The 21,190-nt window shown below is 69.6% G+C and carries 41 protein-coding genes; 3 read left to right on the top strand and 38 right to left on the bottom strand.

Features of this window, described 5'->3' with window-relative positions; all coding sequences use genetic code 11:
- From AC1Q5A_RS11040 to AC1Q5A_RS10890, 31 genes are all read right to left on the bottom strand, one after another.
- Positions 1-309, bottom strand: coding sequence for a VpaChn25_0724 family phage protein (locus AC1Q5A_RS11040; protein ID WP_492700763.1), 309 nt, complete (start codon positions 307-309; stop codon positions 1-3).
- Positions 306-599, bottom strand: a complete 294-nt coding sequence (locus AC1Q5A_RS11035) for a DUF2730 family protein (protein ID WP_492700762.1) — start codon at positions 597-599, stop codon at positions 306-308. The genes AC1Q5A_RS11040 and AC1Q5A_RS11035 overlap by 4 nt, the downstream gene beginning before the upstream one ends.
- Entirely contained in the window at positions 596-838 is a 243-nt protein-coding gene (locus tag AC1Q5A_RS11030; RefSeq protein ID WP_492700761.1) for a TraR/DksA C4-type zinc finger protein, read from the bottom strand. The genes AC1Q5A_RS11035 and AC1Q5A_RS11030 overlap by 4 nt, the downstream gene beginning before the upstream one ends.
- Positions 835-1,059: a hypothetical protein gene (locus tag AC1Q5A_RS11025; RefSeq protein WP_492700760.1), complete on the bottom strand. Its 225-nt coding sequence runs from the start codon at positions 1,057-1,059 to the stop codon at positions 835-837. Before AC1Q5A_RS11025 ends, AC1Q5A_RS11030 begins: the two co-directional genes overlap by 4 nt.
- Positions 1,056-1,292, bottom strand: coding sequence for a hypothetical protein (locus AC1Q5A_RS11020; RefSeq protein WP_492700759.1), 237 nt, complete (start codon positions 1,290-1,292; stop codon positions 1,056-1,058). Before AC1Q5A_RS11020 ends, AC1Q5A_RS11025 begins: the two co-directional genes overlap by 4 nt.
- Positions 1,270-1,710: a hypothetical protein gene (locus AC1Q5A_RS11015; RefSeq protein ID WP_492700758.1), complete on the bottom strand. Its 441-nt coding sequence runs from the start codon at positions 1,708-1,710 to the stop codon at positions 1,270-1,272. Before AC1Q5A_RS11015 ends, AC1Q5A_RS11020 begins: the two co-directional genes overlap by 23 nt.
- Entirely contained in the window at positions 1,707-2,465 is a 759-nt protein-coding gene (locus AC1Q5A_RS11010; protein ID WP_492700757.1) for a transglycosylase SLT domain-containing protein, read from the bottom strand. The genes AC1Q5A_RS11015 and AC1Q5A_RS11010 overlap by 4 nt, the downstream gene beginning before the upstream one ends.
- Positions 2,462-2,656, bottom strand: a complete 195-nt coding sequence (locus AC1Q5A_RS11005) for a hypothetical protein (protein ID WP_492700756.1) — start codon at positions 2,654-2,656, stop codon at positions 2,462-2,464. The genes AC1Q5A_RS11010 and AC1Q5A_RS11005 overlap by 4 nt, the downstream gene beginning before the upstream one ends.
- Positions 2,653-2,979 (bottom strand): putative holin, encoded by a 327-nt coding sequence (locus AC1Q5A_RS11000; RefSeq protein ID WP_492700755.1) that lies wholly within the window; start codon positions 2,977-2,979, stop codon positions 2,653-2,655. Before AC1Q5A_RS11000 ends, AC1Q5A_RS11005 begins: the two co-directional genes overlap by 4 nt.
- Before the next feature lie 202 nt (positions 2,980-3,181).
- A complete protein-coding gene (locus AC1Q5A_RS10995) occupies positions 3,182-3,430 on the bottom strand; it encodes a hypothetical protein (RefSeq protein ID WP_492700754.1) in 249 nt (82 codons plus the stop codon).
- Positions 3,427-3,852 carry a Mor transcription activator family protein gene (locus AC1Q5A_RS10990; RefSeq protein ID WP_492700753.1) on the bottom strand — a complete coding sequence of 142 codons (426 nt, stop codon included), beginning with the start codon at positions 3,850-3,852 and terminating at the stop codon, positions 3,427-3,429. Before AC1Q5A_RS10990 ends, AC1Q5A_RS10995 begins: the two co-directional genes overlap by 4 nt.
- Positions 3,849-4,439, bottom strand: a complete 591-nt coding sequence (locus AC1Q5A_RS10985; RefSeq protein ID WP_492700752.1) for an HI_1489 N-terminal domain-containing protein — start codon at positions 4,437-4,439, stop codon at positions 3,849-3,851. The genes AC1Q5A_RS10990 and AC1Q5A_RS10985 overlap by 4 nt, the downstream gene beginning before the upstream one ends.
- Entirely contained in the window at positions 4,439-4,729 is a 291-nt protein-coding gene (locus tag AC1Q5A_RS10980; RefSeq protein ID WP_492700751.1) for a hypothetical protein, read from the bottom strand. The genes AC1Q5A_RS10985 and AC1Q5A_RS10980 overlap by 1 nt, the downstream gene beginning before the upstream one ends.
- Positions 4,722-4,982, bottom strand: coding sequence for a hypothetical protein (locus tag AC1Q5A_RS10975; protein ID WP_492700750.1), 261 nt, complete (start codon positions 4,980-4,982; stop codon positions 4,722-4,724). Before AC1Q5A_RS10975 ends, AC1Q5A_RS10980 begins: the two co-directional genes overlap by 8 nt.
- The gene (locus tag AC1Q5A_RS10970; protein ID WP_492700749.1) at positions 4,979-5,434 is read right to left on the bottom strand and encodes a phage protein GemA/Gp16 family protein; all 456 of its coding nucleotides are present in this window, start codon (positions 5,432-5,434) and stop codon (positions 4,979-4,981) included. The genes AC1Q5A_RS10975 and AC1Q5A_RS10970 overlap by 4 nt, the downstream gene beginning before the upstream one ends.
- Entirely contained in the window at positions 5,418-5,630 is a 213-nt protein-coding gene (locus AC1Q5A_RS10965; protein ID WP_492700748.1) for a hypothetical protein, read from the bottom strand. Before AC1Q5A_RS10965 ends, AC1Q5A_RS10970 begins: the two co-directional genes overlap by 17 nt.
- A complete protein-coding gene (locus AC1Q5A_RS10960) occupies positions 5,627-5,764 on the bottom strand; it encodes a hypothetical protein (RefSeq protein WP_492700747.1) in 138 nt (45 codons plus the stop codon). The genes AC1Q5A_RS10965 and AC1Q5A_RS10960 overlap by 4 nt, the downstream gene beginning before the upstream one ends.
- The gene (locus tag AC1Q5A_RS10955; RefSeq protein ID WP_492700746.1) at positions 5,761-6,063 is read right to left on the bottom strand and encodes a hypothetical protein; all 303 of its coding nucleotides are present in this window, start codon (positions 6,061-6,063) and stop codon (positions 5,761-5,763) included. Before AC1Q5A_RS10955 ends, AC1Q5A_RS10960 begins: the two co-directional genes overlap by 4 nt.
- Positions 6,060-7,007 carry a hypothetical protein gene (locus AC1Q5A_RS10950; RefSeq protein ID WP_492700745.1) on the bottom strand — a complete coding sequence of 316 codons (948 nt, stop codon included), beginning with the start codon at positions 7,005-7,007 and terminating at the stop codon, positions 6,060-6,062. Before AC1Q5A_RS10950 ends, AC1Q5A_RS10955 begins: the two co-directional genes overlap by 4 nt.
- A gap of 1 nt (position 7,008) precedes the next feature.
- Complete coding sequence (locus tag AC1Q5A_RS10945; RefSeq protein WP_492700744.1) at positions 7,009-7,623, bottom strand: DUF3164 family protein; 615 nt, start codon at positions 7,621-7,623, stop codon at positions 7,009-7,011.
- Positions 7,620-7,793 (bottom strand): hypothetical protein, encoded by a 174-nt coding sequence (locus tag AC1Q5A_RS10940; protein ID WP_492700743.1) that lies wholly within the window; start codon positions 7,791-7,793, stop codon positions 7,620-7,622. Before AC1Q5A_RS10940 ends, AC1Q5A_RS10945 begins: the two co-directional genes overlap by 4 nt.
- Entirely contained in the window at positions 7,790-8,491 is a 702-nt protein-coding gene (locus AC1Q5A_RS10935) for a hypothetical protein (RefSeq protein WP_492700742.1), read from the bottom strand. The genes AC1Q5A_RS10940 and AC1Q5A_RS10935 overlap by 4 nt, the downstream gene beginning before the upstream one ends.
- Positions 8,488-8,907: a hypothetical protein gene (locus AC1Q5A_RS10930; protein ID WP_492700741.1), complete on the bottom strand. Its 420-nt coding sequence runs from the start codon at positions 8,905-8,907 to the stop codon at positions 8,488-8,490. Before AC1Q5A_RS10930 ends, AC1Q5A_RS10935 begins: the two co-directional genes overlap by 4 nt.
- A 3-nt stretch (positions 8,908-8,910) precedes the next feature.
- Positions 8,911-9,234, bottom strand: coding sequence for a hypothetical protein (locus tag AC1Q5A_RS10925; protein WP_492700740.1), 324 nt, complete (start codon positions 9,232-9,234; stop codon positions 8,911-8,913).
- Positions 9,231-9,599, bottom strand: coding sequence for a hypothetical protein (locus AC1Q5A_RS10920; protein WP_492700739.1), 369 nt, complete (start codon positions 9,597-9,599; stop codon positions 9,231-9,233). The genes AC1Q5A_RS10925 and AC1Q5A_RS10920 overlap by 4 nt, the downstream gene beginning before the upstream one ends.
- Positions 9,600-9,609: 10 nt before the next feature.
- Positions 9,610-9,942, bottom strand: coding sequence for a hypothetical protein (locus AC1Q5A_RS10915; RefSeq protein WP_492700738.1), 333 nt, complete (start codon positions 9,940-9,942; stop codon positions 9,610-9,612).
- Positions 9,939-10,904, bottom strand: a complete 966-nt coding sequence (locus AC1Q5A_RS10910) for an AAA family ATPase (protein WP_492700737.1) — start codon at positions 10,902-10,904, stop codon at positions 9,939-9,941. Before AC1Q5A_RS10910 ends, AC1Q5A_RS10915 begins: the two co-directional genes overlap by 4 nt.
- A 72-nt stretch (positions 10,905-10,976) precedes the next feature.
- Positions 10,977-12,935 (bottom strand): transposase domain-containing protein, encoded by a 1,959-nt coding sequence (locus tag AC1Q5A_RS10905; protein ID WP_492700736.1) that lies wholly within the window; start codon positions 12,933-12,935, stop codon positions 10,977-10,979.
- Positions 12,935-13,384, bottom strand: coding sequence for a hypothetical protein (locus AC1Q5A_RS10900; RefSeq protein WP_492700735.1), 450 nt, complete (start codon positions 13,382-13,384; stop codon positions 12,935-12,937). Before AC1Q5A_RS10900 ends, AC1Q5A_RS10905 begins: the two co-directional genes overlap by 1 nt.
- Positions 13,381-13,611: a hypothetical protein gene (locus tag AC1Q5A_RS10895; protein WP_492700734.1), complete on the bottom strand. Its 231-nt coding sequence runs from the start codon at positions 13,609-13,611 to the stop codon at positions 13,381-13,383. Before AC1Q5A_RS10895 ends, AC1Q5A_RS10900 begins: the two co-directional genes overlap by 4 nt.
- A gap of 89 nt (positions 13,612-13,700) precedes the next feature.
- A complete protein-coding gene (locus AC1Q5A_RS10890) occupies positions 13,701-13,952 on the bottom strand; it encodes a DNA-binding protein (protein ID WP_492700733.1) in 252 nt (83 codons plus the stop codon).
- Between the two features lie 158 nt (positions 13,953-14,110).
- Here AC1Q5A_RS10890 and AC1Q5A_RS10885 point away from each other — a divergent pair, with 158 nt between their 5' ends.
- Together AC1Q5A_RS10885 and AC1Q5A_RS10880 are read left to right on the top strand one after the other, a co-directional pair.
- Complete coding sequence (locus tag AC1Q5A_RS10885) at positions 14,111-14,575, top strand: hypothetical protein (protein WP_492700732.1); 465 nt, start codon at positions 14,111-14,113, stop codon at positions 14,573-14,575.
- Between the two features lie 68 nt (positions 14,576-14,643).
- The gene (locus AC1Q5A_RS10880) at positions 14,644-14,904 is read left to right on the top strand and encodes a hypothetical protein (protein ID WP_492700731.1); all 261 of its coding nucleotides are present in this window, start codon (positions 14,644-14,646) and stop codon (positions 14,902-14,904) included.
- Between the two features lie 285 nt (positions 14,905-15,189).
- Here the strand turns inward: AC1Q5A_RS10880 and AC1Q5A_RS10875 are convergent, their stop codons facing one another.
- The 5 genes from AC1Q5A_RS10875 to AC1Q5A_RS10855 form a co-directional block, all read right to left on the bottom strand.
- The gene (locus tag AC1Q5A_RS10875; RefSeq protein WP_492700730.1) at positions 15,190-15,627 is read right to left on the bottom strand and encodes a hypothetical protein; all 438 of its coding nucleotides are present in this window, start codon (positions 15,625-15,627) and stop codon (positions 15,190-15,192) included.
- Between the two features lie 91 nt (positions 15,628-15,718).
- Entirely contained in the window at positions 15,719-16,897 is a 1,179-nt protein-coding gene (locus tag AC1Q5A_RS10870) for a glutathionylspermidine synthase family protein (protein WP_492700729.1), read from the bottom strand.
- Positions 16,897-17,433: a DUF1190 domain-containing protein gene (locus AC1Q5A_RS10865; RefSeq protein ID WP_492700728.1), complete on the bottom strand. Its 537-nt coding sequence runs from the start codon at positions 17,431-17,433 to the stop codon at positions 16,897-16,899. The genes AC1Q5A_RS10870 and AC1Q5A_RS10865 overlap by 1 nt, the downstream gene beginning before the upstream one ends.
- Positions 17,434-17,519: 86 nt before the next feature.
- Complete coding sequence (locus AC1Q5A_RS10860; RefSeq protein ID WP_492700727.1) at positions 17,520-18,467, bottom strand: serine/threonine protein kinase; 948 nt, start codon at positions 18,465-18,467, stop codon at positions 17,520-17,522.
- Positions 18,468-18,555: 88 nt separating this feature from the next.
- Positions 18,556-18,996 (bottom strand): hotdog fold thioesterase, encoded by a 441-nt coding sequence (locus tag AC1Q5A_RS10855; RefSeq protein WP_492700726.1) that lies wholly within the window; start codon positions 18,994-18,996, stop codon positions 18,556-18,558.
- Between the two features lie 54 nt (positions 18,997-19,050).
- Here AC1Q5A_RS10855 and AC1Q5A_RS10850 point away from each other — a divergent pair, with 54 nt between their 5' ends.
- Positions 19,051-20,112, top strand: a complete 1,062-nt coding sequence (locus tag AC1Q5A_RS10850; protein ID WP_492700861.1) for a 2Fe-2S iron-sulfur cluster-binding protein — start codon at positions 19,051-19,053, stop codon at positions 20,110-20,112.
- A gap of 118 nt (positions 20,113-20,230) precedes the next feature.
- Here the strand turns inward: AC1Q5A_RS10850 and AC1Q5A_RS10845 are convergent, their stop codons facing one another.
- Together AC1Q5A_RS10845 and AC1Q5A_RS10840 are read right to left on the bottom strand one after the other, a co-directional pair.
- Positions 20,231-20,677: a rhodanese-like domain-containing protein gene (locus tag AC1Q5A_RS10845; protein ID WP_492700725.1), complete on the bottom strand. Its 447-nt coding sequence runs from the start codon at positions 20,675-20,677 to the stop codon at positions 20,231-20,233.
- 76 nt (positions 20,678-20,753) lie between these two features.
- Positions 20,754-21,170 (bottom strand): LptM family lipoprotein, encoded by a 417-nt coding sequence (locus AC1Q5A_RS10840; protein ID WP_492700724.1) that lies wholly within the window; start codon positions 21,168-21,170, stop codon positions 20,754-20,756.
- Positions 21,171-21,190: the final 20 nt, after the last annotated feature.

Raw genomic sequence — 21,190 nt, 5'->3', positions numbered from 1 at the left:
TTACCGCGGCCCCGGCCGGCGCACGCCAGGCACGATGGCCGTGCCCTTCACCACGTCGTCGCCGCGCGGGGTGATGCTGGCGATCACCAGGTCCGGCACTTCCGGCAGCGATTCCAGCCGCACCAGCGACTGCTCCTGCAGCCAGTGCAGGTCGGTGGTCACGTCGTCGCGGGTGGCGGCAATGCCCAGCGCGTACAGGCCGGCATGCAGGTTGCTGCTGTTGGCGCGGTAGCCGGGCTGCTCGCTGAGCAGGCGCAGCAGCACCAGGCGGCGGTCTTCGCGCAGGCGGTCAATGAAGGTCTTGCTCATCGGTCGTTCTCCAGCAGGTGCTCCTGAATGGTGCGCAGCATCTGCGTCATGGCTTGCGTCTGGCCGCTGAGCGCCGCCACGGCCTCGGCGGTGTCGTTGATGCCGGTGGACATGGCGGCCAGGTCGCGGTGCGTGGGCAGGTTCTCCACTCGCGCCTCCAGCCGGGTGAGCCGCTTGTCCAGGTCGCTGGCGTCGTTGCTCTGGCGGCTGACGCGGCTGCCGATCACCAGCAGGCCGATCAGGTTGATCAGCAGCAGCGCGATGATCACGGCGGCAATGGTCTCGTTCATCGGCGGTAGCCTTTCATGCGGTGCTCGAAGTCGGCTGCGCAGCTGACGCAGCGGCTGGTCTTGTGGTCCAGCGCGGCCAGGCGCGCCGGTTCGATCGGCTCAGCGCAGTCGATGCACAGACCGTCCACGCTGGTGTTGCGGGGTGCATGCGCCTCGGCGATGCGCCGCAGGGCGGCCGCTTCGGCGCGGGCGCGGTCCTGGGCGTCGCTCTCTTGCGCGCGGTCGATGTCATCGCTCAACGCTTGGCTCCGGGTGTTTTTTCGGCGGCGGGGTCGATGCCCACGCCGTGCTGCCAGCACAGCCGGCGCAAGGCGTCGGCGCAGGCGCCCTTGGTGTTGGCGTGGGCGGTGGCGGCCGAGCGCTCGGCGCCGGCGACGCGGCGGGCCACGCCGTGCTGCTCGACCGACTGGCCGCGCCATTCGCGGATCAACGCCTCCACCGCCTTCTCGAACGCGGTCACGGCGGCGGCCCCGCGCTGACCTTGGCCGCGGTCGCACGGTCGGCGTTGCAACGCTGCAGCACGCCGCGCCATGCCTCGACCTGCACCAGTCCGTCGAGCGCGCACACGGCCGGCGCGCCATCCATCTGACAGCGTGCGGCCGGCGCGTCCGGCTCGGCGAGCGGGTCGGTCAGCGGGCGGTCCAGCGGCCGGTAGGCCGGCACCGGCACCTCAATGACGGGCGTCGGCTTCACCGGCCGGTGCGCCCCACAGCCGCTCAGCAACGGCAGGGCACACAGGCAGGCGAGCCAGGTCCGCGCAGGCGGGCGAATCATGGGCGGCTTTCCTTAGGGTGGTGACACGGATGGCCGTGGCGGCGGCCAGTTTCTTGCGCAGGGTGGCGGCCTCGGCCATCGACGCGTCAGCGAAGTACCGCGCGATCTGCAGCTCGCGCCTCTGCGCGGTCAGCAAGCGCTGCACGTTGTCCAGCGTTTGCCGGGTGGCGTCGCGCTCGGCGACGGCCAGGTCGCGCTCGCCGGCCGCGGTGTCGACCTTCTTCTGCGCGGCCTTCTCGGTGGCGGCCACGCCGGCGTCGTAGCCGCGGTGGTGGCCGTGCCACTCCAGCGCGCCGGCCAGCGCCAGCAGCGCCAGCAGGATATAGACGGGCCTCATGCGCACACCGCCTTGCCGGCCCAGCCGGCGTCAAGGTACGCAGGCTCCAGCACCAGCAGGATGCGGCGCACGTAGCCGCGGTTCTCGCGCCAGGCGCCCTCGCTGCGCGAGCGCTGCTCGGCCACGTTGCCGAACCACACGCGCGGGTCGCCGCCGCGCTGTTCGGCCAGGGCCTGCTCCTGCCGCAGGCGCAGCTCGCCGCCGTTGTAGGCCGACAAGCCGAACGCCCAGCTGGAGCACTGCGACGCGCCGGGGTTGCGGCGCACCAGGTGCGCGTCGTACACCGCCGCGGCCAGCGCGGCCTGCTGCGGGTCCCAGGGGTCGAACCGGCCGAGCTGGTCGGGGTAGGTCTGGCTGATCCAGCGCGCGGTGCCCGGCATGAACTGCGCCAGCCCTTCGGCGCCGACCGCGCTGCGCGCCTTCGGGTTCCAGCTGGACTCCTGGTGGATCTGCGCGGCCAGCCGCGCGGGCGAGCCTTCCACACCCCACTCCTCGGCCACCGCCTGCTCGATCCAGCGGCGGTACATGGCGCTGACCTCGGGCACCGCCACGCGCGACTGCGCCGGCGCAGGCTGAGCGGGCGCAGCGCTGGCCACCGTGGCCACCGTGGCCAGCAGGATCAGCCCGGCGATGCACATGACGATGCCGACCGGCGTCTGCCAGCGCGGCGGCGGCAGGAAGCCCACCATGCGCCGCCCGGTGGCGTCCCACAGCACCGCGATGCCCAGCAGCAGGAGCAGGAGGGCGCCGATCATGGGCTGACCACCGCGACAAAAGACACGCCCGCCGCACCGAGCACCACGCCGATGCCGAACAGCATGTAGAGCGCACCGCGCAACGCACGGTAAGGCGCCAGCGACGACCGCGCATCGCTGGCGTAGCTGGGGATCAACCACGACCCCCGCGCGATGAACCCCACCCCGATGGCGAACAGGAACCAGTTCATGGCATCAGCCCCGCCGCCACGATCGCCGCCGCCATCAGCGTGGCGCGGCGCGTCTGCGCCATCGCGCGCTCGATGCCGTCGACCTGGCTGGGCCGGGCCTCCGGCGAGGCCGCGCGGTCGAAGCCGTAGCCCAGCACCGCGGCCAGGCTGAGCTTGCTGATGATCCACAGGTAGCTGCCGACCTTCGCGGGGTTCAGGAACCACGCGATCACCACCAGCAGCAGCAGCGACAGCAGCGCCCACAAGGCCATGCGGCCCAGGTCGTCCACCACCGCTGCAAAGCGCGTGTAAGCGCCGCTCAAACGCTCTTTGAATCCCGACATGCCCGCGCTCCTGGATAGGTGCCGGCGGAGCTGCAGGGGAACAGCCCCGCCGGCGTACGGCGCGCCAAGGGGATTAACGCGCCGTGGCGTCAGGATCGGGGAGTCAGCAGGGGGAGCGTGGGCGAAACGCTTCGCCCAACAAAAAGCCCCGCGCAATGGCGGGGCTGGGGTGGGTACACGGTAGCGGCGGCGGGTGGTCAGATCAAGGCGGGAGCCGCGCCGTCGGCAGTAGTCCCTTACTAGGATGCTGCTCGACATATCGCCGGTACAGCATTTCGAGAGCAAGCAGGTAATCGGCAGCCGTTACAGTGTCATCCTCCAAATTCTCCAGCAGCCCAGCACCCATTGCATCAAGGTCAAGGATTGCAATGTCACGCATAGTGACTTCGCCACGAAACCGGAGCTGCGGCTCACCTTTGCTATCTATCGTTCTTTCAATCTCGAATCTCATGACTCGTCCCCTTGCTCGTTGTCGGATGGCCGGAAGAAATCCGGCTGGATGCGTCGAATGTACACCGCGCGCTGCTCGGCCGCGATCTGCTCCACGCGGCGCTCGGTGATGCCGAAGCGCTGCGCCAGCTCGCCCTTGTTGCGGCCGTTGTATTCCAGGTACAGGCGGCGATCGCGCAGGGCCGTTTGCAGGCTCTCGCCGGTGGGCAGGTAGATCTGCCGGCCGCCCAGGTACTGGCCGATGGCCAGCACCGCCTGCTGTGCCTCGGCGATGGCGGCGGCCTCATCACGGCCGCGTCGGCGAAAGGTGGTGCGCAGCACGTCGACTAGCTCGGCCAGCACGCTGGGCCAGCGGTCGCTGGGCGCCTCGATGCCCGCCAGCTCGGCGTCGGTGGGCGCGTCGGGGAACAGCTCGCGGCTCATGGCGCCCGCCTCACGCCCAGCTCGGCCAGGCGCTTGTCCGCCTCGGCCGGCGTGAGCAGGCCCAGCTGCCGATCCGCCTGGATGCGGCCGATCTTCTCCACGCGCGCCAGGCGTGCGGCAGCGGCGCTCGCGTCCGCATTGCCGCTGGCCAGGTGGCGACCGGCCTTCTTGTCCGCCTCGCGCTGGCGCTCGGCGGCGGCGTCGGCCTGGTCGGCGAGGCCGTACACGATGGCGCGCAGGTAGTGGTGGTTGGCCAGCGGCAGGGTGAGCTTGCCGCGCTGCTCCAGCATCTGCTCGATGCCAACGGCCCACTGCGCCGGCGTGGCCGGGCGGCGCACGCCGCCGCGCTCGTCGCGGCACACGCTGCCCTCGCGCACCAGCGCATCGAGCGCGGTGACCAGCTTCACCGCGCGCACCAGGCGCAGCTTCTGCTTGCCGGGCGTGAACAGTGCCAGATACTCGACGACCGCACGGCCCAGCACCGGGTCCATGCCGGCCAGCAGCATGCCGAAGCGCTTGCCGTCCGGCTCCAGGAAGCCGGCGACGATCGGGAACGATTCGTTGCAGGTGGGGCAAGTGACGTGCATCAGTTCACCCGCGTGCCGACGCCGGACTCGATCATGGCCAGGCCCGTCTCCACCGTGTTCCCGATTTCCTTCCACAGCTCGCGTGCCCGGTCGTGGCCGAGCGTGGCGGCGCCGGCGCCCATCAGACCTCCGATGTGCGTGGCCAGGTAACCGAACCAATAGTCCGCGTCCTTGCCCGCGTGCGCATGGATGTCCTTGATGATCGACGTGGATGCCGCGGCGCCGCGATTGAACCCGGCCCGGAGTGCGTCGCTCATGTCGCCCGTCGTCTTCCCCTGTTCGTCACGCATGCTCGATTTCCCCTGTAATGATGAAGCCCCACTCCGGCTCGTAGTCGTGGTCGATGGCGCAGAGCAGGAAGATGGCCAGCGCCATGACAGCCTCGGCGGCGTTGTAGACCCATGCCGGGATGCCGTTGCGTTCGCACACCTTCACGCAGTCCGGGCCGTCGTCGCCCAGGTACACCGGGCAAAAGGCGAACCAGCCGTAGTGGGTGAATTCCGCGCGGATCTGCTCGCGCGTCAGCGGATGGAAGATGCTCATGCCTTGGGTCCCTTGCGTTGCCGTTTCTGCGCGTAGCTCAGCGCCGCCACCAGCTTGTGCAGCTGGTCGGCGCGCAGCCATTCCACGCGCTGCACCTTGAACATCCGCCGCGCCGTGCCGTGCGCGTAGTTCCAGCTCTTGCCGCCCTCGGCCAGCAGCGCGCCCACCTTGGCTACCATGCCGGCGATTTCCTCGCGCACGTTCTGCGGCGCGTCGGGCAGGTTCACCGCGTTGCGCATCTGCCGCTCGCCCTCGCCGGCCAGCCGGCGCAGCTCGTCGAGCACCCTGGCGCGGCCACGCTGGTCAAGGTCGGCCGAGCTGCGCACGTTGCCCACGCGCTGCAGCAGCGCCACGTAGGTGTCGCGGTCCAGGTGCAGCCGCTTGCTGGCCAGCACGTGGATGGCGGCGAGCTGCTTGTTGCGCTGGTTGCGGGCTTTAGCGTCGGTCGGCATAGGTGCACCCGGCGGTGGTTGGGCTGACCACTTCGAGCCAGGCCGCGCGCCACTTGCGAGCCTCCGGCAGGCTGATGGCCAGGAAGTCGGCGATCTGTACTGGCGTCGGCACCGTCGGCTGCGCACGCGCCCACAGCGCAAAGCGCATGGCGCGCTGGCGTGGCTGCGGGCGGCGACCGGGCGGGCGGCGGGTCATGGCGTATCGCCTCCCGCCAGCGTGATCCACAGCGTCACGCAGGGCACCAGGTTGATGCACCAGCGACGGTGCCGCGGCGACCAGTGGGCGCCGATCCAGAGACTTCCAGGGCGGAACAGGAGGCCGGCCTTCATGGCGCGCGCTTCCGGGCCGGAGGTTTCGGCAGATCATTGGATTGCCAGCCACCGCGCTGCCAGTAGCCCAGCTCGCGCGCCATGTCATCTTCGAGGTAGACCGCGACCTCATCCGGCGCATCGGCGCACCAATAGACCTCCAGCACTTTGCGCAGGTCGCCGTCGCCGCTGTCGATGTGCATGCCGGCGACGGGGACAAAGGGGATTTCGCCGCGCTTGAACCAGACGATCGCTTCGTAGCCGACCGGGTTTTTCACGTCGGTCGGCCACGGCGTTTCCAATTCGTAGCAGATCTTCATGCCGCCTTCTCCCGCATCGCCAGCGGCGCCGGCACGTCGTCGCCCAGCTCGCGCCAGGCGTAGACGCCGAGCACCCGCTCGCTGTCGGTGCCGGCGATGACGAAGCTGCCGTCGTGGCGGCGGTAGGCCATGTAGGTCATGGCGTCCGCATCGCCCTCGAAGTAGGTGCTGACCATCACGTCCTGCAGCGGCACGGGCTCCGTGGCAGTGACGGGATGCCAGTCGCGCGCGGCGAAGTCCTCGGCGGGGCGGGACGGGGCGGCGGCGAGCATGGAAACTTCGTCGGTCTCGCGGAATGGAATGGACGGGTACATGCCACCGCCGTTATGCCGGTGCGGGCCGTCGTGGCCTTCTGGGAGACAGCACCAAAGTGGCGGGTTACGCGGCCCTGGCGCCGAAGATTTCGGGTGAACTACGTGCGCGGGACAGCGTGCGGGCTTAGCCTCCGGCACCCCCGCGCGCTCGGCGTGGGAATAGAGCGGTGTGCCCGGAGCAAGGCGGTGTCCGGCCTCGGTGAAACGAGCGAATGGGCCGCCAGTCTCATCAGTTACGTATCCGACCGCCTCCCCCTTCGCGTTCTGCGCGATGGCGGCTTCCAGTCCAGCCTTGCATGCCTCGCGCACGAAGTTTGAACCGCCAGCGTACGTACCCCATTGGCGATCGAGCCTGCAGATAGTTTCCTTCTGCGCAGCGAGGTAGCGATCCACCATCCCCTCATCCACCCTCCCGTCTTGCTGGCACGGGGCGGCGAAGTCCTCGGCGTGCAGCCACTGGCGCTTGCCGTCCGGGCCGTGGATGCACCAGGTGGTGCCTTCGCCCAGCAGCCGGGCCAGCGGCGCCAGCGCGGCGACGATCGTCTCGCGCTGCGCCGGCTCGAACGTCAGCACGTTGCGCCAGGCGCCGGCGGTGTTGACCTGCAGCATCATGTCGGTGCGCTGCTCCATGTCACACCCCCGACAGGTCGAGGCTGAACGCCTGGTAGCAGCCGTTGGCGTCGCGCTTGTGGAAGCGCACGTAGCTCTTGCTGCCGACCACTTGCACCGCGTCGCCGATGGCCTCCATCGCGCGCACCCAGCGCTTGTCCTCGATCTGCAGGCGCTTGAGCGCCAGCACGTTGCCGGTGCGGATGTTGCCGGTGGCGTCGACGCGGAACGCGTCCTGCACCAGCAGGGCGATCTCCGGCCGGGCGTCGACGGTCCACTCGGTGAGGCACTCGTCGATCAGCGCCTTCGCCGCCTGCAGGCGTTCGTCAAACACGATGCGCTCGGCGATGGCGCGCTGGATGCGCAGGCTGCCGTCGAAGCTGAGCAGCTGCACGTTGCCCTTGTTGCCGCCCAGGTTCACGCCGTACTGCTCGGCGCTGAGATCCACGAACGCCTCGATGTCGGCGAACGAGCGCAGCTTGAACGCGGCCAGCACCTTGTGCACGGCCTCGGCCTCGGCGAACAGCTCGCGCACAAGCTCGTCGCGGGCGCGGTCGATGGGCTTGATCTGCGCCTCGGGCACCAGGCGGCCCTTGGCGTCGCGCCAGTGGCCGGGCGGGATGGTGGTGTCGGTCATGGTGTGGCTTCCTCGGCATCGAGCGCCGCCTCGGCGGCGGCGCGGTGGATGTGGTGGGTGGTGTCGCGCATGCGCTGGCCCAGCCAGGGCGGCAGCTCGTCGTCGGTGTCGATGGGCAGGCGCTGCGCGGCGGCGAGCGGCGGCGGGAGGGTGGTGTCGCGGCCGTTCATTTCGCACCCGCCGTGAAGGCGTCTCGCGCAGCGCGAGCGGTGCGCACGGCGGCCTGCAGCCAGACGTAGACGTCCTGGTTCACGACGGACTCGACGTATGCATCGCGCGCTGCTTTGGCGATGGCCACGGCGTCATCGAGCCGCGCCAGCAGATCCGGCTGCGCCGGCGCCAGTGGCGAAGCCTTGGCCGCTGGCCTGGCCGGCACAGGCGGCGGCGCCGGTGTCGCCGCAGCGGGCGCGGGAGCCTGGGTGGTGACGTTGCCCACGTTGACCGTCATCGACACGCCGCCGCCGGCCAGGCAATAGGCCAGCTTGCGGCCACCGGCCGACACCGTGGCGAAATCACCGGCGCGGGCGCGCTGGCTGAGCAACGCCTGGATGCTCTCGTCCTTGTCGTCGGGCAGCGCCTGGCAAACCGCGGCCGCGGTCATCGGCTGGGTGGCGCTGGCCAGGATCTCGCGGATGCGGTCGGTCAGGGTTTGCGGGCGATCACTCTGCCGCTGCCCGCCTGCCCAGGCGTAAGCGACCTTGCCGTCCTCGACCGAGCTGCTGATTTCGCCGGCATGCTTGAGCGTGCGGCAGCGCGCGACGACGGTGCCGCGCTCGGCGCCCTCGGGCAGCTGCTCTATCAGCTCGTCCAGGGTGAGCGGCGCGCCGGCATCCTTGAGCGCCTTGCGGATGGCGTTGGTAAGGTTCACGGCTGACCCTCCATGACCAGGTGGTTGATGTCGACGCCGCCGGTCCTGCCTTCCACGTTCACCACGACTGCGCCGTGGCCTAACGCCCAGGCTTCCGAACGCGTCTTCGTCTTGACGTGTTGGGGATCTCCGGCGATGGGGTAGTAACGGCAGGCGGTACCGACGGCATGGGTATCGTTGAACGCATCAACAGACATGCCGGGTTCGACCTGCGCCACCGGGTAGCGCATTGTGTTGACATGCCCGCCCGGCCGATGGAATCGCACGACGTCACCGACCTTCAGCGATGCGTGGTCGATTACCTGGACGCCAGTCCAAACCCAGGCTTGGAAGGGCGCGCAATCCACGACGATGCCGTTATTGTTGAGTTGCCAGGTGAGGAAGTCCTGGCCGTGATCCTCGAACGTGATCCACATGGCTCAGCCCTCCCTCTGCAGCAGTACGTGGGCTTCGCGCTCGATCCACTGCACCTGACAGCCCAGTACGGCCGCGACGCGCACGATCTCCCGGTAGCGGCCGTTCACGCGGGTAATGTGGATGGAGCCGCGCAGCCACGCGCCGGGCTGGTCGATCTCGACCGTGACGTGGTCGAGCTGCACGGTGACCCGCTGCACGATGCAGCCGTGCAGCTGCAGGTGCGCGATGCAGGCCGAGGCCTTCTTCATCGACTGCACGGTGAGGTTGCTGTGCCGGCGCAAACGCAGTTCGATCGCCGCACGAAGGGTCTTCAAAGCGTTGCTCATGATGTGGTCTCCAGGGACAGCCCCAGCTGCCCGATCAGGTCCGGCAGGGAGACGCGCTTCATCGCGGACTCCTGGCGGAGGGAGGTCATGGCCCGCTCGCGCAGGAAGCTGCACGCGCGGGTGAGTTCGTCGTCGGTGGCGGCCATGTAGTAGCCGCGCGCCGGGTGGGCGCAGATGCGGTGCCCGGCGGTGCGCAGGGCCTCGATGACCTTGCGCAGCCGCCGCTGGTCCGCTTCGCTGCGCCGCCCGGTGATGGCGTTCACCAGCTGCTCCGCGGTGGCGCCGTGGGCCTCGCCGACACAGGTCTGCAATACCGCCAGCACCGCGTCGGGCGTCAGGTTGTTGCTGTTCGTGTCGGCGTGCATGGTGGCTACCTCACAGGCGGCTGGGCGGGTCGAGCACCCATGTGGTTTCCCACGTGGGGAACGGCGCCGGCCGCTCGTCGGGCTCTTCCTGCGCGGCCAGCGTTTCGGCCTCGGCCAGCGCCACCAGGGCGGCGCCGTCGAACACGACCATGCGCTGGGCCGTCTTGTCGTACACGCCGAGGCCGAACGGCTTGCTGCTGCCGAACGGCTTGCCGCTGACGACGGCGCCGATGCCGCCGATGGCGACGAGGCAGCGCCCCTGGCAGGTGCCCAGCACCTGGCTGCGCGCCAGCTCGGTCAGCGCCGGCAGGCCCTGCAGGATGGACCACGCCAGGCCGCTCACTTCTCACCCCCGCTCATCAGCTCGGTGGCGGCCGCGCGCACGTCCTCGCAGCACACGCCGCGGCCTTCGGCGGCGGCGTACATGCTGGCCAGGCGCAGGGTCTTGGTGAGGGTGCGCAGCGCGCCGGGGCCGCGGGCCACCTGGATCAGCGTGGCGTGGCACTTGCTGTCCTCGATGCCCCACGCCTTGATCAGCGCCACGATGTCGGCTTCGGTGGATTTCTGCAGGCCCAGGCGTTTCCCGACACGGCTATGCAGGCGATCAAGCTTCTCCGCATTGCGACCACCCGACATGTTCGTGTACACGCCGTTGTTTCCCACGAACGCGATGCCGATGCCGGTGGCGTCGTGGATAGAGCGAATTTCGTCCAGTGCCAGGGTGCTGAGGTGCTGAGACTCGTCGACGATCAGCAGGCCATGCGTGTCGCGTACCTTCTTCTCGATGCGCTTGAACATGGCACTCGCACCGCCGGTGTTATCCAGGCTGAGCGCATCGCAGATCTCCTGCAGGCTGGTGACGACGCCGGCCCTGCTGGGCGTCATGGTGGCGATCCACACGTTCGGGCTGGACTCGCGGTAGTGCCTGCAGGTGCTGGTCTTGCCCACGCCGGCGTTGCCGTAGCAAATGGCGATGTCGCCGGCCATCTGCGCATAGCCAAGTGCGCCAAGGATGCGCGCGCTGGTGGGCGTGCTGACGTAGCTGGGCGCCACCGGCATGGCGCCGCCGGCCGCGCGGCGGGCCATGTCGGCCTCGATCCACAGCCGCAGCTTGACGTCGATGCCCTCGTTGTCGCCCTGGTACTTGCCGGCCAGCCACTGGTTGAGGGTGGCGGCGCTGATGCCGGCTTCCTTGGCCACGATGACCTGGCTGAGGCGCCTGTCGCGCGCCATGACGGCGCGGACCTGGTCGCGCAGCTCGGTGGAGCCCTGATAGATTGCGGTTACGTTGGCGGTCTCGCTCATTGCTTGTTACCCCTTGGTGGTGAGTGGTGCTGCTGGCTAGTCGCGGCGGTGTTGACGCACCGCCGCGGCGTCTTAGATCTGGTCCTCTTTCATCTGCTGGGCGCGCTGGAACATCAGCACGTCGAGCTTGCTGGGGCCGTCGGTGCCGGTGGCGGCGACGCGCGCGGGCTGCGGCTCGGGCTTCTTGGCGTGCAGGCCGAACACCGGCGCGATCACGGCGGCATCGGGCAGGCTCGGCGGCTGCATCGGCGGCAGCTGCGCGGCTACGGCCGCGGCATCCATCAGGCGCTCGGCAGCGAGCATGTCCTTGGCGGCGCGCTTGTACTGCTTGCGGCCGCGGGCGTGCTCGCGGGCCGCGTTGACGTCGGCGAAGCCGACCGCCGCGGTGCACGGCGCCTCGGCGAGGTAGGTGCCGTCCAGCGCGTAGACGTGCGCCACGCCCTGCAGGTGCCACGGGTCCACGCGCAGCACCACCTTGCGGCCGGCGTGCTCGCTGAGCGCTTCCGTCCAGTAGCGGTTGCCGGCCAGGCGCACGCTGCCGTCGACCGGGCTGGCGGTGACCGCCTCGGCGGCGAGCAGCAGCAGGCGCAGCTGCTCCTCGCTGACCTTGCGCACGGTGATGCCCGCGTAGCTGGCGGCGAAGGTGGCGTCGAAGCTGCGCCCGGCGCATGCCTTGAGCTTTCGCCCGATGCGCGCGTTGTGCGCGTGGATTTCCTCGGTAACGACGCGCTCGAACTCGGCCCACTCGACCGCGCGACTGCCGTAGTTCTCCGGCTTGTTGGCCACGGTGTTGCCTACCCAGGCGCCGGCGAAGGCCGGGTGCTTCGCGATGTGGTCGCAGAAGTCGCGCCACATGCGCTCGATCGGCTTGGCCTGGCCGTGGTACGGGGTGACCCAATGCACGCTGTCGGCGCCGACCAGGCTGGTGATGAGGCCGGTGGGGTCTTCGTCGCGCACCTTGAAGCGGTAGCGGTTGGGCGTGCCGCCGGTCATCCACTTGCTGGCGAACGCGCGGCCGTTGTCCAGGTACACGCTGCCGGGCACGCCGTAGGCGCGCACCATGTCGCCGAAGCTGAGGCGCACCATGTCGCTGTTTTCGTGGTCGCCCAGGCGCCAGGCCAGCAGCTTGCCGCTGTACAGATCCTGCCAGCCGAGGATGCACGGCCGGCCCACGCTGCCGTCGGGAAACCGCACGTTGATGTCCCAGCGGTGGCCGTCGGCGTTCACGCCTTCCAGCGCCACCATGCCGCTGCGGTCGCGCTCTTGCGCGGGGTAGCTGCGCATCAGCGCGTCCTCGCCCTGGCGCGCCAGCAGGCGCACCGCGCGCGGCAGCTCGCGCTCGATCTTGCGGGTGAAGGTCTTGAGGCTGGGCAACTCCCAGCCGCGGCTGGCGGCGATGCGCGCCAGGCGGTCGTAGCAGCTGCTGGCGGTGGGCTGCTCCTGGCGCAGGTAGTCGGCCTTGAACAACTCCCACGATTCGGGCTCGATCTCGGCCGTGGCGGTGCGGCCGGTGTAGTGCGGCAGCAGCAGCGCCAGCCAGTCCTTGCGGTCGGCATGCGCCACATCCTGCTGCCAGCGGCCGATGCTGGCGGCGCTGCCGCCGCGCACGCCTTCGCGCTGCAGCTGGGCGGCAACGAGCGCGCGGGCGTCCATCAGCGGCGTACCGCCGCGCACCAGGGCGTCGACCGTATCGAGTGCCTGCAGACGCGTCGCGGCCACGTCCCTCATCGGCTGCTTGGCCTGCTCGAACCGCGCCCACACGCTGCGCAGCCGCGCCTCGCTGGGCGCCAGCGTGTTGCGGCGACGGACCGCTGGCGCTGGACGCTCGCGGAGCAGCAGGGCGGCTTGGGTGGTGGGTGGCAGGGTGGTGAAGGCGTACTCGCGGCCGCCGCCACGGCCGGCGCGCTGCCGCGACTCCCACCCCTCGCGCTCGGCGCGTGCGCGGATGTTCCGGTCGGTGTTCGGCAGGCTCGGCAAGCCGACCAGGTCGGCGGCGGTGTACCAGCGGTCGTGGGCGTTGCCGTCGGCCATCAGCGAACCCTCCGGCGCAGATCCTTCAGCTCGCGGAGGCGCGCGTCGGCCAGCTCGCGCTCGCGCATCAGCCGGCCGATCTCGGCGTCCAGCGTCTCGGCGCCCACGGACAGGCGCCCGCCGTGCACGCTGGCATGCCAGCTGGCCAGCGTGGTGCTGCAGCACACGATCTCCAGCACCGGGGCCAGCCACAGCGGGATGTTGAACTCCTCCCGGCCTGGCGCCGTGTAGCCATTGAGCATGTTGGCGCTGACGTCCTTGCCGCTGAGCCGGCTGGCGCGCGCAGCCACTTCGTGGCGATCCATGCCCACGCGGTGGGCCTCGGCCAGCATGGTGCTGACCAGCTCGCTGACCGTCGCGCGGAAATCCAGCGAGCCGGCCAGCGGCGCCACGGGCTGCGGGATCTCGAACAGATCCCCGGAGGCCGCCCCTGCGGCCCGGCGCGTCATGCGGCCTGCTCCGGGTAATGCAGCAGCCGGGCCAGCCGGTCGGACGCGTCCAGCCCCTCGCGCGTCAGCGCGGTGAGGTCGCTGTGGGTGTAGTAGGCCAGCGCGGCGGCGCGCAGCTCGGCCAACTCCTGGAGAATGGATGCGGTCCCATCGGCCGGATGAGTCAGCGCAGGCGCGTAGCAGCGCGCCGTGACGCCCGCCGCCACGCGGCTAACCGACTCCCGCAATGCCGGGGTTTTCGCGCCATGCGACGCGGGGCACTGACCGGCTGATCCCCGCCCGTTCGCCCGGGCCAGGCTGTGAATAGCGGCCATGTCTATGCCGCCTTCCGTTCTTGCGTATTGCGCGCTGCGGGCTGGGTGTTAGGCTCATCCGGCGGCAGCTTCAGCCCAAGGGCCACGGCGATTTCGTGACCCAGGCCGAAGAGGGCCTTGGATTGGCCACCCATCACCCGGTAGACGTCTTGCCGGCGGAAGCCGTGTTCCGTGGACCACTGCGTCAGCGTCCTGCCCTGTCGGCGTAGCCGTTCGCGTACCTGGTCCGGCGTCAGGGCGGTTTTCTTCGACATGCTGTCCCCCGTTGTGTAGCAATCAGGATGTTCGTATCTACGGGGTAGATAGTACGCCAATAAGCGGACATGTCAACGCTTATTGGCGTATCCGAGTTGTCGGAACGCCGCCTTTTGACGGAACTTCAATAAATATCTGTTTTTACTGGCGAATCTCTATGTCGGATGATGAAATCGAAACTCGGACGGAGCATCCGAGTTCACTCAATCAACTCGGACGTCGCCTATCAGCGGTCCTTGACGAAATCGGGACCCGCCGAAAGGCGGCCGAGGTAGCCAATCGTTCGACCGATCAGCTGGCGAAGTACGAGAAAGGCCTCACCGAGCCGCCCTTCACGGCGATAGCGAGCCTCTGCCTGGCGGCTGGTGTGCGCATGGAATGGCTCGCCACCGGCATCGGCGAGATGCGCGGCAACCCGTGGGATGCCGCGGGCGAGGGGGCTTCGCAAGCCGTGAGATTGCAGGATCTTACGGTCGCCCTGCAGCTGGCCGCTGAGGCGCTCGGCGAGAAGGAACTGCCCCCCGGCAAGCACGCCGCGCTGGTCAGCCTTATCTATGAGCTCCTGGTGGACGGGCTGCCGGAGGCCAAGGTCTTGCGCTTCGCGCGCAACTTCGCGGCCTGATTCCCCCACAGGAGGTAGATATGCCGGACCGTATTACGCTCATCAGGAGGCTCCTGGCCGACGCCAGGGTGCCCGACACTCCACGCATCCACCGCCGCCAGGGGGCGCTGGGCACGACCAGGCGCAAGGCACTGATGGCCCACGCCCGGCTGACCGCCTCGCGCTACAGCCTGCAAACCCACCTCGACGCCTTCGTCTACAACGTCGGCGCCGAAGCGATTACCAGCCTCGACCTGGACCAGTTGGAGCAGCTGGTCGGCCGGCTCGAGCACCTGGGCGCCGCGCTCGACGCGGCCTGCGATCCCGCTAGCGCACCGCCCGCCCGTTGAGCGTCGATTAAACGTCTTTCAAAGACGCATGAAGCCGGCGCACTGGCCGGCTTCATTTTGCAAACCTACTGTCTGTCGGCCAAAGTTCGGCCCGATTCCGCAAACCTCCACTCTCTCTCGGCAGGTATGATGGATGAGCCTTCAAAGCCGCGCCGTTGCTGGGTTTCGTCCCACTCCATCCCGCTATGAACCGCCATGTCCCGATTCCTCAAACCCTGTGTCCCCGCACAATCAAGAGCACCCCACCCCGGCCCTCCCCTGCAGAGCAGGGGAGGGAGCACGGCGTCAGCGCAGCCGCAGCACCAGCCACGACAGCAACGCCAGCAGGTTGAGGCCGAGCCGCGACACGGCCGGCCCGGCCATCGCCAGCACGAAGCCCTGGCTGCCGAAGTGCCAGTCGATACCCAGCCGCGGCGTGGCCTGCAGGGTGGCGAACACGTTGACGAAGGCGCCGCAGTGCAGCGCATAACTCAATACCGGGGTGGCGATCAGCGGCAGCTGCAGCAGCTGCGCCCAGCTCGACAGCCGCACGCCGCCTTCGCTGCCTTCCAGCAGCAGCACGCCGGCGACCAGCACGAAGCCGTAAAGGAGCAGGCCGATCAGCGCGAGGATGCTGTCGTGGGTCGAGCCCAGCGGCAGCAGGCGGCGCAGCATCACCACCGCGCCATAGAAGCCGCCGGCGACTTCGAGGATGCCGATCAGGCGGAAGAGAAAATTGCGCACGCGTGGTCCCGTTCCAAAAGACGCAAGCTTAGCCGAGCGGGGCCGGAGTGATTTGTACGACGTCGCGATTTTCCGCAGAGGGCGATGCGGCTCAGGCGATCAGCACGCCGCGCGCTTCCTCGACGATCGCGTGCGGCACGAAGCGGGCGCTGTCCTGGGTGACCAGCGAGCGGTCCTCGCGGATGCCAATGCCGCAGGCGCGGTCACCGATCACCCAGCTGCCGACCAGCGGATGCTGGCCATCGAAGGCGGGCAGCGGATGGCAGGCCTGGCGGATGCACGGGCCGTCGTAGGGGCCGCCGGTGCGCAGTTCGCGGCCGTCGTCCAGGTGCATCGCGATGTTGGCGCCCTCACGCGAATGCAGCGGCTTGCGCACCCAGCCGCGCGGCAGCTCGCCGCCGCCGTCGAATTCGGCGGCCAGCAGGTTCGGGTGGCCGCGATGCGTCTCCCACAGCAGCGGCAGGATGCCCTTGTTGCTGAGCAGCGCCTTCCACGGCGGCTCGATCAGCTGCAGGCCCGAGCTCGGCAGGTACGCGCCGAACGATTCGCGGAACAGGTCCTCCAGCGGATACAGCTTGAACAGGCAGCCGATCACCTGGTCGTCGAGGTCGGTGAAGCGGCCGTCGGCGGAAATGCCGATGTCCTCGATCGCCAGCAGCCCGCCGTCGATGCCGGCCTGCAGCGCGCAGTCGCGCAGGTAGGCGATGGTGCCCTGGTCCTCGGCCGAGTCGCGCATGGCGGCGAAGTGGAACGGCCGCGCGATGCCGCGCGCGATCGTGCCGAACGCTTCCACCAGGGATTCGTAGATCGAGTTGAACTGGTCGCTGCCGGCAGGCAGCACGCCGCGCGCCAGCTGGTCCTCCAGCCATTGCCACTGGAAGAACGCGGCTTCGAACAGCGAGGTGGGCGTGTCGTAGTTCAGCTCATAGAGCCTGGCCGGGCCGGTGCCGTCGTAGGCGAAATCCAGGCGGCCATACAGGTGCGGGTCGCGCTTGCGCCAGCTTTCGGCGATCCAGTCCCAGTACGGCTCGGGGATCGCCAGCTGGCGCAACTGCTGTTCGCTGCCCACGATGCGCTCGACCATGTCCAGCGCCATCGCGTGCAGTTCTTCCGTGGGCGCCTCGATGTCCTGCTCGATCTCGCGCAAGGTGAACGCGTAGTGCGCCGACTCGTCCCAGTACGGCGCGTCGTCGATGGTGTGGAAGCCGAAGCCGCAGGCGGCGGCCTTGGCGCGCCAGTCGGGGCGCTCGGCCGTGGCGATGCGGCGCATCAGCCGCCGAAGCCGCGGCTGCTGCCGGACGTGCCGAAGCCGGCACGGCTGACCGTGACCGCACGGTTCGGCGTGGCGTTGACCGGCACCATCGCGGTGCCGGCGCCGCCGCGGTAGACGCCGCCGGCAGCGGCGGCCGGGCGCTGCCAGCCGCCGTTGCTGTCGCGGAACGCGGGGGCGCTGTTGAAGCCGCTCGCGGCCATGCCGTTGCGCATCATCTGCGACAGGAAGAAGCCGGTCATCAGCGGGCCGAAGAACGAATGATTGCCGCCGTCGCTGCGTTCGGCGCACTGCTCCTTGCCGTAGCTGGCCTCGCACGCCTCGCGGTTGGCGAAGCGCGGCGCGCTGGCCGCCGCGTTCTGCTGCGCCTTGGCGAACGCCTGCTGGCAGGTGGCGCTGTCGTTGGTCTGCGCCACGCAGGCCGCGACCGAGGTGTACAGGCCTTCGCGCGAGGCGCTTTCGCTGCGGTCGCAGGCGGTCAGCAGCAACGGAGCGGTGCTCATCAGCAGCAGGGCGGCGGTGCGGGATCGTTTCATGGGCACGCTCGGCAGGGTATCCGGCCCAGCATGCCTGCTTGCGCGGGCGGAAGGAAGTTCTTGCGGCCGCATGCCGCGGCGGTCCTTCATGCCAGCGCGTCGGCCAGCTCGTGCAGGTCGGCGACGTGCTGTTCCCACCAGCGCGATTCGGCGGCGAACGGGAACGCGGCGGGGAACGCCGGGTCGTGCCAGCGCGCGGCGATCCAGCCGGCGTAGTGCAGCTGGCGCATCGCGCGCAGCGCCGGGACCAGCGCCAGCTCGGCGTGGTCGAACGGGCGGAACTGCCGGTAGCCCTCGAGCACGGCGTCCATCGCGCGCTCGCCGCTGGCGAGCATCCACAGGTCCTGCACGGCAGGGCCGGTGCGGGCATCGTCGAAGTCGACGAAGTGCGGGCCGGCGTCGGTCCACAGCACGTTGCCCGGGTGGCAGTCGCCGTGCAGGCGCAGCTGGCGTACCGGGCCGACCGCCTCCAGGCGTGCGGCGATCGCGGCATCCAGCCGTGTCGCGGCGGCGTGGTAGTTCGCGTGCAGCGCCGTGGGCAGCAGCGACGAGGCGAGCACCGCGTGCATCGGCTGCTGCACCATCGTGTCGCGATCGATCCGGCCGCGATGCGCGAACGGCGCACGGGCACCGATCAGGTGCAGGCGCGCGATCAGCCGGCCCAGCCACTGCAGTTGGTCGACCGCCTCCAGTTCCGGCGCGCGGCCGCCGCGGCGCGGGGTCAGCGCGTAGCGGAAGCCGCCGTGGTGCAGCAGGGTGCGGCCGCCGAAGGCGAGCGGCGCCACCACCGGCAGTTCGGCCTCGGCCAGTTCCTGCGTGAACGCGTGTTCCTCGATGATCGCTGCGTCGCTCCAGCGGCCGGGCCGGTAGAACTTCGCGATCACCGGGGCGGCGTCTTCCAGTCCCACCTGCCACACCCGGTTCTCGTAGCTGTTCAGCGCCAGCAGCCGGCCGTCCGGCCACCGGCCGCAGGTGCCCACCGCATCGAGCACCAGATCGGGGGTAAGGGCGGCGTACGGCGCGCCTGCTGTCATCGGGTACCGCGCCTCTTTCGATCGCCTTCTCTCCCCACGCGGGGGAGAGGATTGAGGTGAGGGGCGGGTGCTCGCGGGAACGTCACGATCAACGCACGCCCATGCCGCGCGTCGGGATCACCGCCATGGTGAGGCGCGAGATGCACACCAGCGCGCCTTCCTCGTTTTCGATGCGGATCTCCCACACCTGGGTGGTGCGGCCGATGTGCAGCGCCTTCGCGGTACCGGTGACGGTGCCCTCGCGCACGCCGCGCACGTGGTTGGCGTTGATGTCCAGCCCCACCGCCAGTTCCTTCCCGGGATCCAGCGTGAGCATCGCCGCGGTGCTGCCCAGCGTCTCGGCCAGCGCCACCGAGGCGCCGCCGTGCAGCAGGCCGTATGGCTGGTGGGTGCGCCGGTCGACCGGCATGCTGCCGGCCAGCCAGTCGTCGCCGACCGCGGTGATGCGGATGCCCAGTGTCTCCATCAGGGTGTTGGCGCTCCAGCCGTTGAGGCGGGCCAGGTCGGTGGACTGTTTCCAGAGGCTCATCGTTGATTCCCGTGATGCAAGGCTGCATTGTTGTCCGCAGCGATCGCCGCGACAATGCTGCTGGTGCATACCGTCACTCTCAAATCTTCCGGCCGCCGGTTCTCGGTAGCTCCCGGCGAAACCGTGCTGGAGGCGGCGCAGCGCGCCGGCGTGGCGCTGCCGTATTCGTGCCGGGCCGGCGTCTGCGGCAGCTGCAAGGCGATCCTGCTGGAGGGGCATTGCGACTACCCGCGCAATCCGCCGCGGGCGCTGGACGCGGGCGCGCTGGCGCAGCATGCGGTGCTGCTGTGCCAGGCGGTACCGGCCAGCGACCTGTTGCTGGAGGCGCGCGAGGTCACCTCGGTGGAGGATATCGCGCGGCGCCAGCTCGACGTGGTGGTAGCGGAGAAATGGCGGCTGGCGCGGGAGGTCATCGGCCTGCGCCTGCTGCCGGCGCACGGCGAGCGCCGGCTGAAGCGGCTGCCGGGGCAGTACGTGGACGTGCTGCTCGACGACGGCCGGCGACGGCCGTTCTCGGTCGCCAACGGCCCGCGCGACGACGGCATGATCGAACTGCACGTGCGGCACGTCGCCGGCGGCGGCTTCACCTCGTGGGTCAGCGACCGGCTGCAGGTGGGCGACCGGCTGCGCATCGAGGGGCCGCTGGGCACCTTCGTGCCGCGCGAGGATTCCGAGCGGCCGATGATCTTCATGGCCGGCGGCACCGGCTTCGCGCCGGTCAAGGCGATCGTGGAGCATTTCATCGCACTGGGCACGCGCCGGCCGATGCGGGTGTACTGGGGTGTGCGCGGCGCGGCCGAGCTGTACCTGCGCACCCTGGCCGAATATTGGGCGCGCGAGCTGCCGAACCTGCATTTCTGCCCTGTCGTTTCCGAGCTGGCGCAGGCCGACGGGCTGCGCACGGGGTTGGTGCACGAAGCGGTGCTGCAGGACCAGCCGGATCTGTCCGGCCACGACCTGTACATGAGCGGCCCGCCGGCGATGATCGACGCCGCGCACCCGCAGTTCCTCGCCGCGGGCCTGCCGGAGGAGCGGCTCTACTACGACTCGTTCGAATACGCACCGGACGTGCTGGCGCAGATCATCGCCGGGCGCGCCGGCATCCACGACGGCTAGCCAGACCGGCAGGGCGGACACTGTCCGCCCGCTGTTCGATAGGTTGCCGTGAGCCCGGCCACGTGCGGCGGGCCGTGCCCGCCCTGATCTTTCGATACGGCGAAAAGCGGGTGCGTGGCTACTTGTTGCCTTTGGCGACGGGCAGTTGCGCCGCGTGCCAGGCCAGCACGCCGCCGCCCAGGGTATAGACCTTGCCGAAGCCGGCCTTGACCAGGCGCTGCGAAGCCTTCAGCGAGTTGCCGCGACCATCCTTGTCCATCACCACCACCGGCAGTTCCTTCGCCTTGGCCAGGTCCTTGTGCTCCGGGTCGAACTGGCTCATCGCCACGTGCCTCGCACCGGGCACGTGCATCTTCTCGAACTCGGCGATCGCCGACAGGTCGATCAGCAGCGGGCTTTCGCGGTTGATCAGCTGGGTTAGGCCGGCCGGGCTGAGTTCCTTGATCTTGCTGAACAGCGTGCTGACCTGGATGACGACCAGCGCCAGCAGCAGGATCACGAACAGGGCCGACAAGGCCGCATGGTTGCCTACAAATTCGGGCAGCTTGTGCAGGAAATCGTTCATCGTCAGTCCACTTCGCGCGCGCGGCGCCGATCCGGGTGAACCGGCGATTATACGGGTATGCCGCGGCCGCCGCGGTTCAGTCCTGCGTGATGTCCGGCAGCCCGCTGGTCAGCCACCAGTGCTTGGTCTTTTCGTCGTAGTGCCAGGTCTGGTGGTCGACCACGCTGCGCTCGGACTGGGTGTGGACGTTGATCAGGTTGATCAGCACCGTCTGTTGCACGTCGAACTCACCGCTTGGCACCGGGCCGGCGCCGTCGTCGTATTCGCTCACCCGCACCTGCTGGTAGCGCGCCAGGTCGAGCTGACTGAGCGGATGGGCGGCGCGGCGGGACGGTTCGATGAACTGCGCCGCGCTGCGGAAGTCGCCCCAGCGCAGCGTGCTGCCGTAGGCCTTCAGCGTGGTGGTCAGTTCGTCGCTGCGGGTCTTGGTGGCGCAACCGGCCAGCGCCAGCAGCATGGACAGCGCGACAAGCAGGCTCAGGATGCGGCGCATGGTCTTCCTCCCCGATGGAT

The sequence above is a fragment of the Rhodanobacter sp. GW835-FHT13D09 genome (assembly GCF_058793995.1).
The sequence above is the reverse complement of the archived record's forward strand: the minus strand, read 5'-3'. Positions and strand labels throughout refer to the sequence as shown.

Bases quoted from the DNA above. Each gene is read 5' to 3' on its own strand.
- AC1Q5A_RS10930 (WP_492700741.1), bottom strand. From the start codon at position 8,907: ATGTGGATCACGTTCGAGGATCACGGCCAGGACTTCCTCACCTGGCAA.
- AC1Q5A_RS10840 (WP_492700724.1), bottom strand. From the start codon at position 21,170: ATGCGCCGCATCCTGAGCCTGCTTGTCGCGCTGTCCATGCTGCTGGCG.
- AC1Q5A_RS11035 (WP_492700762.1), bottom strand. From the start codon at position 599: ATGAACGAGACCATTGCCGCCGTGATCATCGCGCTGCTGCTGATCAAC.
- AC1Q5A_RS10910 (WP_492700737.1), bottom strand. From the start codon at position 10,904: ATGAGCGAGACCGCCAACGTAACCGCAATCTATCAGGGCTCCACCGAG.
- AC1Q5A_RS10950 (WP_492700745.1), bottom strand. From the start codon at position 7,007: ATGGAGCAGCGCACCGACATGATGCTGCAGGTCAACACCGCCGGCGCC.
- AC1Q5A_RS10850 (WP_492700861.1), top strand. From the start codon at position 19,051: ATGCTGCTGGTGCATACCGTCACTCTCAAATCTTCCGGCCGCCGGTTC.
- AC1Q5A_RS10900 (WP_492700735.1), bottom strand. From the start codon at position 13,384: ATGACGCGCCGGGCCGCAGGGGCGGCCTCCGGGGATCTGTTCGAGATC.
- AC1Q5A_RS10845 (WP_492700725.1), bottom strand. From the start codon at position 20,677: ATGAACGATTTCCTGCACAAGCTGCCCGAATTTGTAGGCAACCATGCG.
- AC1Q5A_RS11010 (WP_492700757.1), bottom strand. From the start codon at position 2,465: ATGATCGGCGCCCTCCTGCTCCTGCTGCTGGGCATCGCGGTGCTGTGG.
- AC1Q5A_RS10980 (WP_492700751.1), bottom strand. From the start codon at position 4,729: ATGCGTGACGAACAGGGGAAGACGACGGGCGACATGAGCGACGCACTC.
- AC1Q5A_RS11040 (WP_492700763.1), bottom strand. From the start codon at position 309: ATGAGCAAGACCTTCATTGACCGCCTGCGCGAAGACCGCCGCCTGGTG.
- AC1Q5A_RS10920 (WP_492700739.1), bottom strand. From the start codon at position 9,599: ATGCACGCCGACACGAACAGCAACAACCTGACGCCCGACGCGGTGCTG.
- AC1Q5A_RS10975 (WP_492700750.1), bottom strand. From the start codon at position 4,982: ATGAGCATCTTCCATCCGCTGACGCGCGAGCAGATCCGCGCGGAATTC.
- AC1Q5A_RS10925 (WP_492700740.1), bottom strand. From the start codon at position 9,234: ATGAGCAACGCTTTGAAGACCCTTCGTGCGGCGATCGAACTGCGTTTG.
- AC1Q5A_RS10885 (WP_492700732.1), top strand. From the start codon at position 14,111: ATGTCGGATGATGAAATCGAAACTCGGACGGAGCATCCGAGTTCACTC.
- AC1Q5A_RS10990 (WP_492700753.1), bottom strand. From the start codon at position 3,852: ATGAGCCGCGAGCTGTTCCCCGACGCGCCCACCGACGCCGAGCTGGCG.
- AC1Q5A_RS10965 (WP_492700748.1), bottom strand. From the start codon at position 5,630: ATGACCCGCCGCCCGCCCGGTCGCCGCCCGCAGCCACGCCAGCGCGCC.
- AC1Q5A_RS10960 (WP_492700747.1), bottom strand. From the start codon at position 5,764: ATGAAGGCCGGCCTCCTGTTCCGCCCTGGAAGTCTCTGGATCGGCGCC.
- AC1Q5A_RS10955 (WP_492700746.1), bottom strand. From the start codon at position 6,063: ATGAAGATCTGCTACGAATTGGAAACGCCGTGGCCGACCGACGTGAAA.
- AC1Q5A_RS10995 (WP_492700754.1), bottom strand. From the start codon at position 3,430: ATGAGATTCGAGATTGAAAGAACGATAGATAGCAAAGGTGAGCCGCAG.
- AC1Q5A_RS10905 (WP_492700736.1), bottom strand. From the start codon at position 12,935: ATGGCCGACGGCAACGCCCACGACCGCTGGTACACCGCCGCCGACCTG.
- AC1Q5A_RS11005 (WP_492700756.1), bottom strand. From the start codon at position 2,656: ATGAACTGGTTCCTGTTCGCCATCGGGGTGGGGTTCATCGCGCGGGGG.
- AC1Q5A_RS10945 (WP_492700744.1), bottom strand. From the start codon at position 7,623: ATGACCGACACCACCATCCCGCCCGGCCACTGGCGCGACGCCAAGGGC.
- AC1Q5A_RS11000 (WP_492700755.1), bottom strand. From the start codon at position 2,979: ATGTCGGGATTCAAAGAGCGTTTGAGCGGCGCTTACACGCGCTTTGCA.
- AC1Q5A_RS11015 (WP_492700758.1), bottom strand. From the start codon at position 1,710: ATGAGGCCCGTCTATATCCTGCTGGCGCTGCTGGCGCTGGCCGGCGCG.
- AC1Q5A_RS10865 (WP_492700728.1), bottom strand. From the start codon at position 17,433: ATGAAACGATCCCGCACCGCCGCCCTGCTGCTGATGAGCACCGCTCCG.
- AC1Q5A_RS10985 (WP_492700752.1), bottom strand. From the start codon at position 4,439: ATGCACGTCACTTGCCCCACCTGCAACGAATCGTTCCCGATCGTCGCC.
- AC1Q5A_RS10855 (WP_492700726.1), bottom strand. From the start codon at position 18,996: ATGAGCCTCTGGAAACAGTCCACCGACCTGGCCCGCCTCAACGGCTGG.
- AC1Q5A_RS10970 (WP_492700749.1), bottom strand. From the start codon at position 5,434: ATGCCGACCGACGCTAAAGCCCGCAACCAGCGCAACAAGCAGCTCGCC.
- AC1Q5A_RS10870 (WP_492700729.1), bottom strand. From the start codon at position 16,897: ATGCGCCGCATCGCCACGGCCGAGCGCCCCGACTGGCGCGCCAAGGCC.
- AC1Q5A_RS10860 (WP_492700727.1), bottom strand. From the start codon at position 18,467: ATGACAGCAGGCGCGCCGTACGCCGCCCTTACCCCCGATCTGGTGCTC.
- AC1Q5A_RS10940 (WP_492700743.1), bottom strand. From the start codon at position 7,793: ATGAACGGCCGCGACACCACCCTCCCGCCGCCGCTCGCCGCCGCGCAG.
- AC1Q5A_RS10890 (WP_492700733.1), bottom strand. From the start codon at position 13,952: ATGTCGAAGAAAACCGCCCTGACGCCGGACCAGGTACGCGAACGGCTA.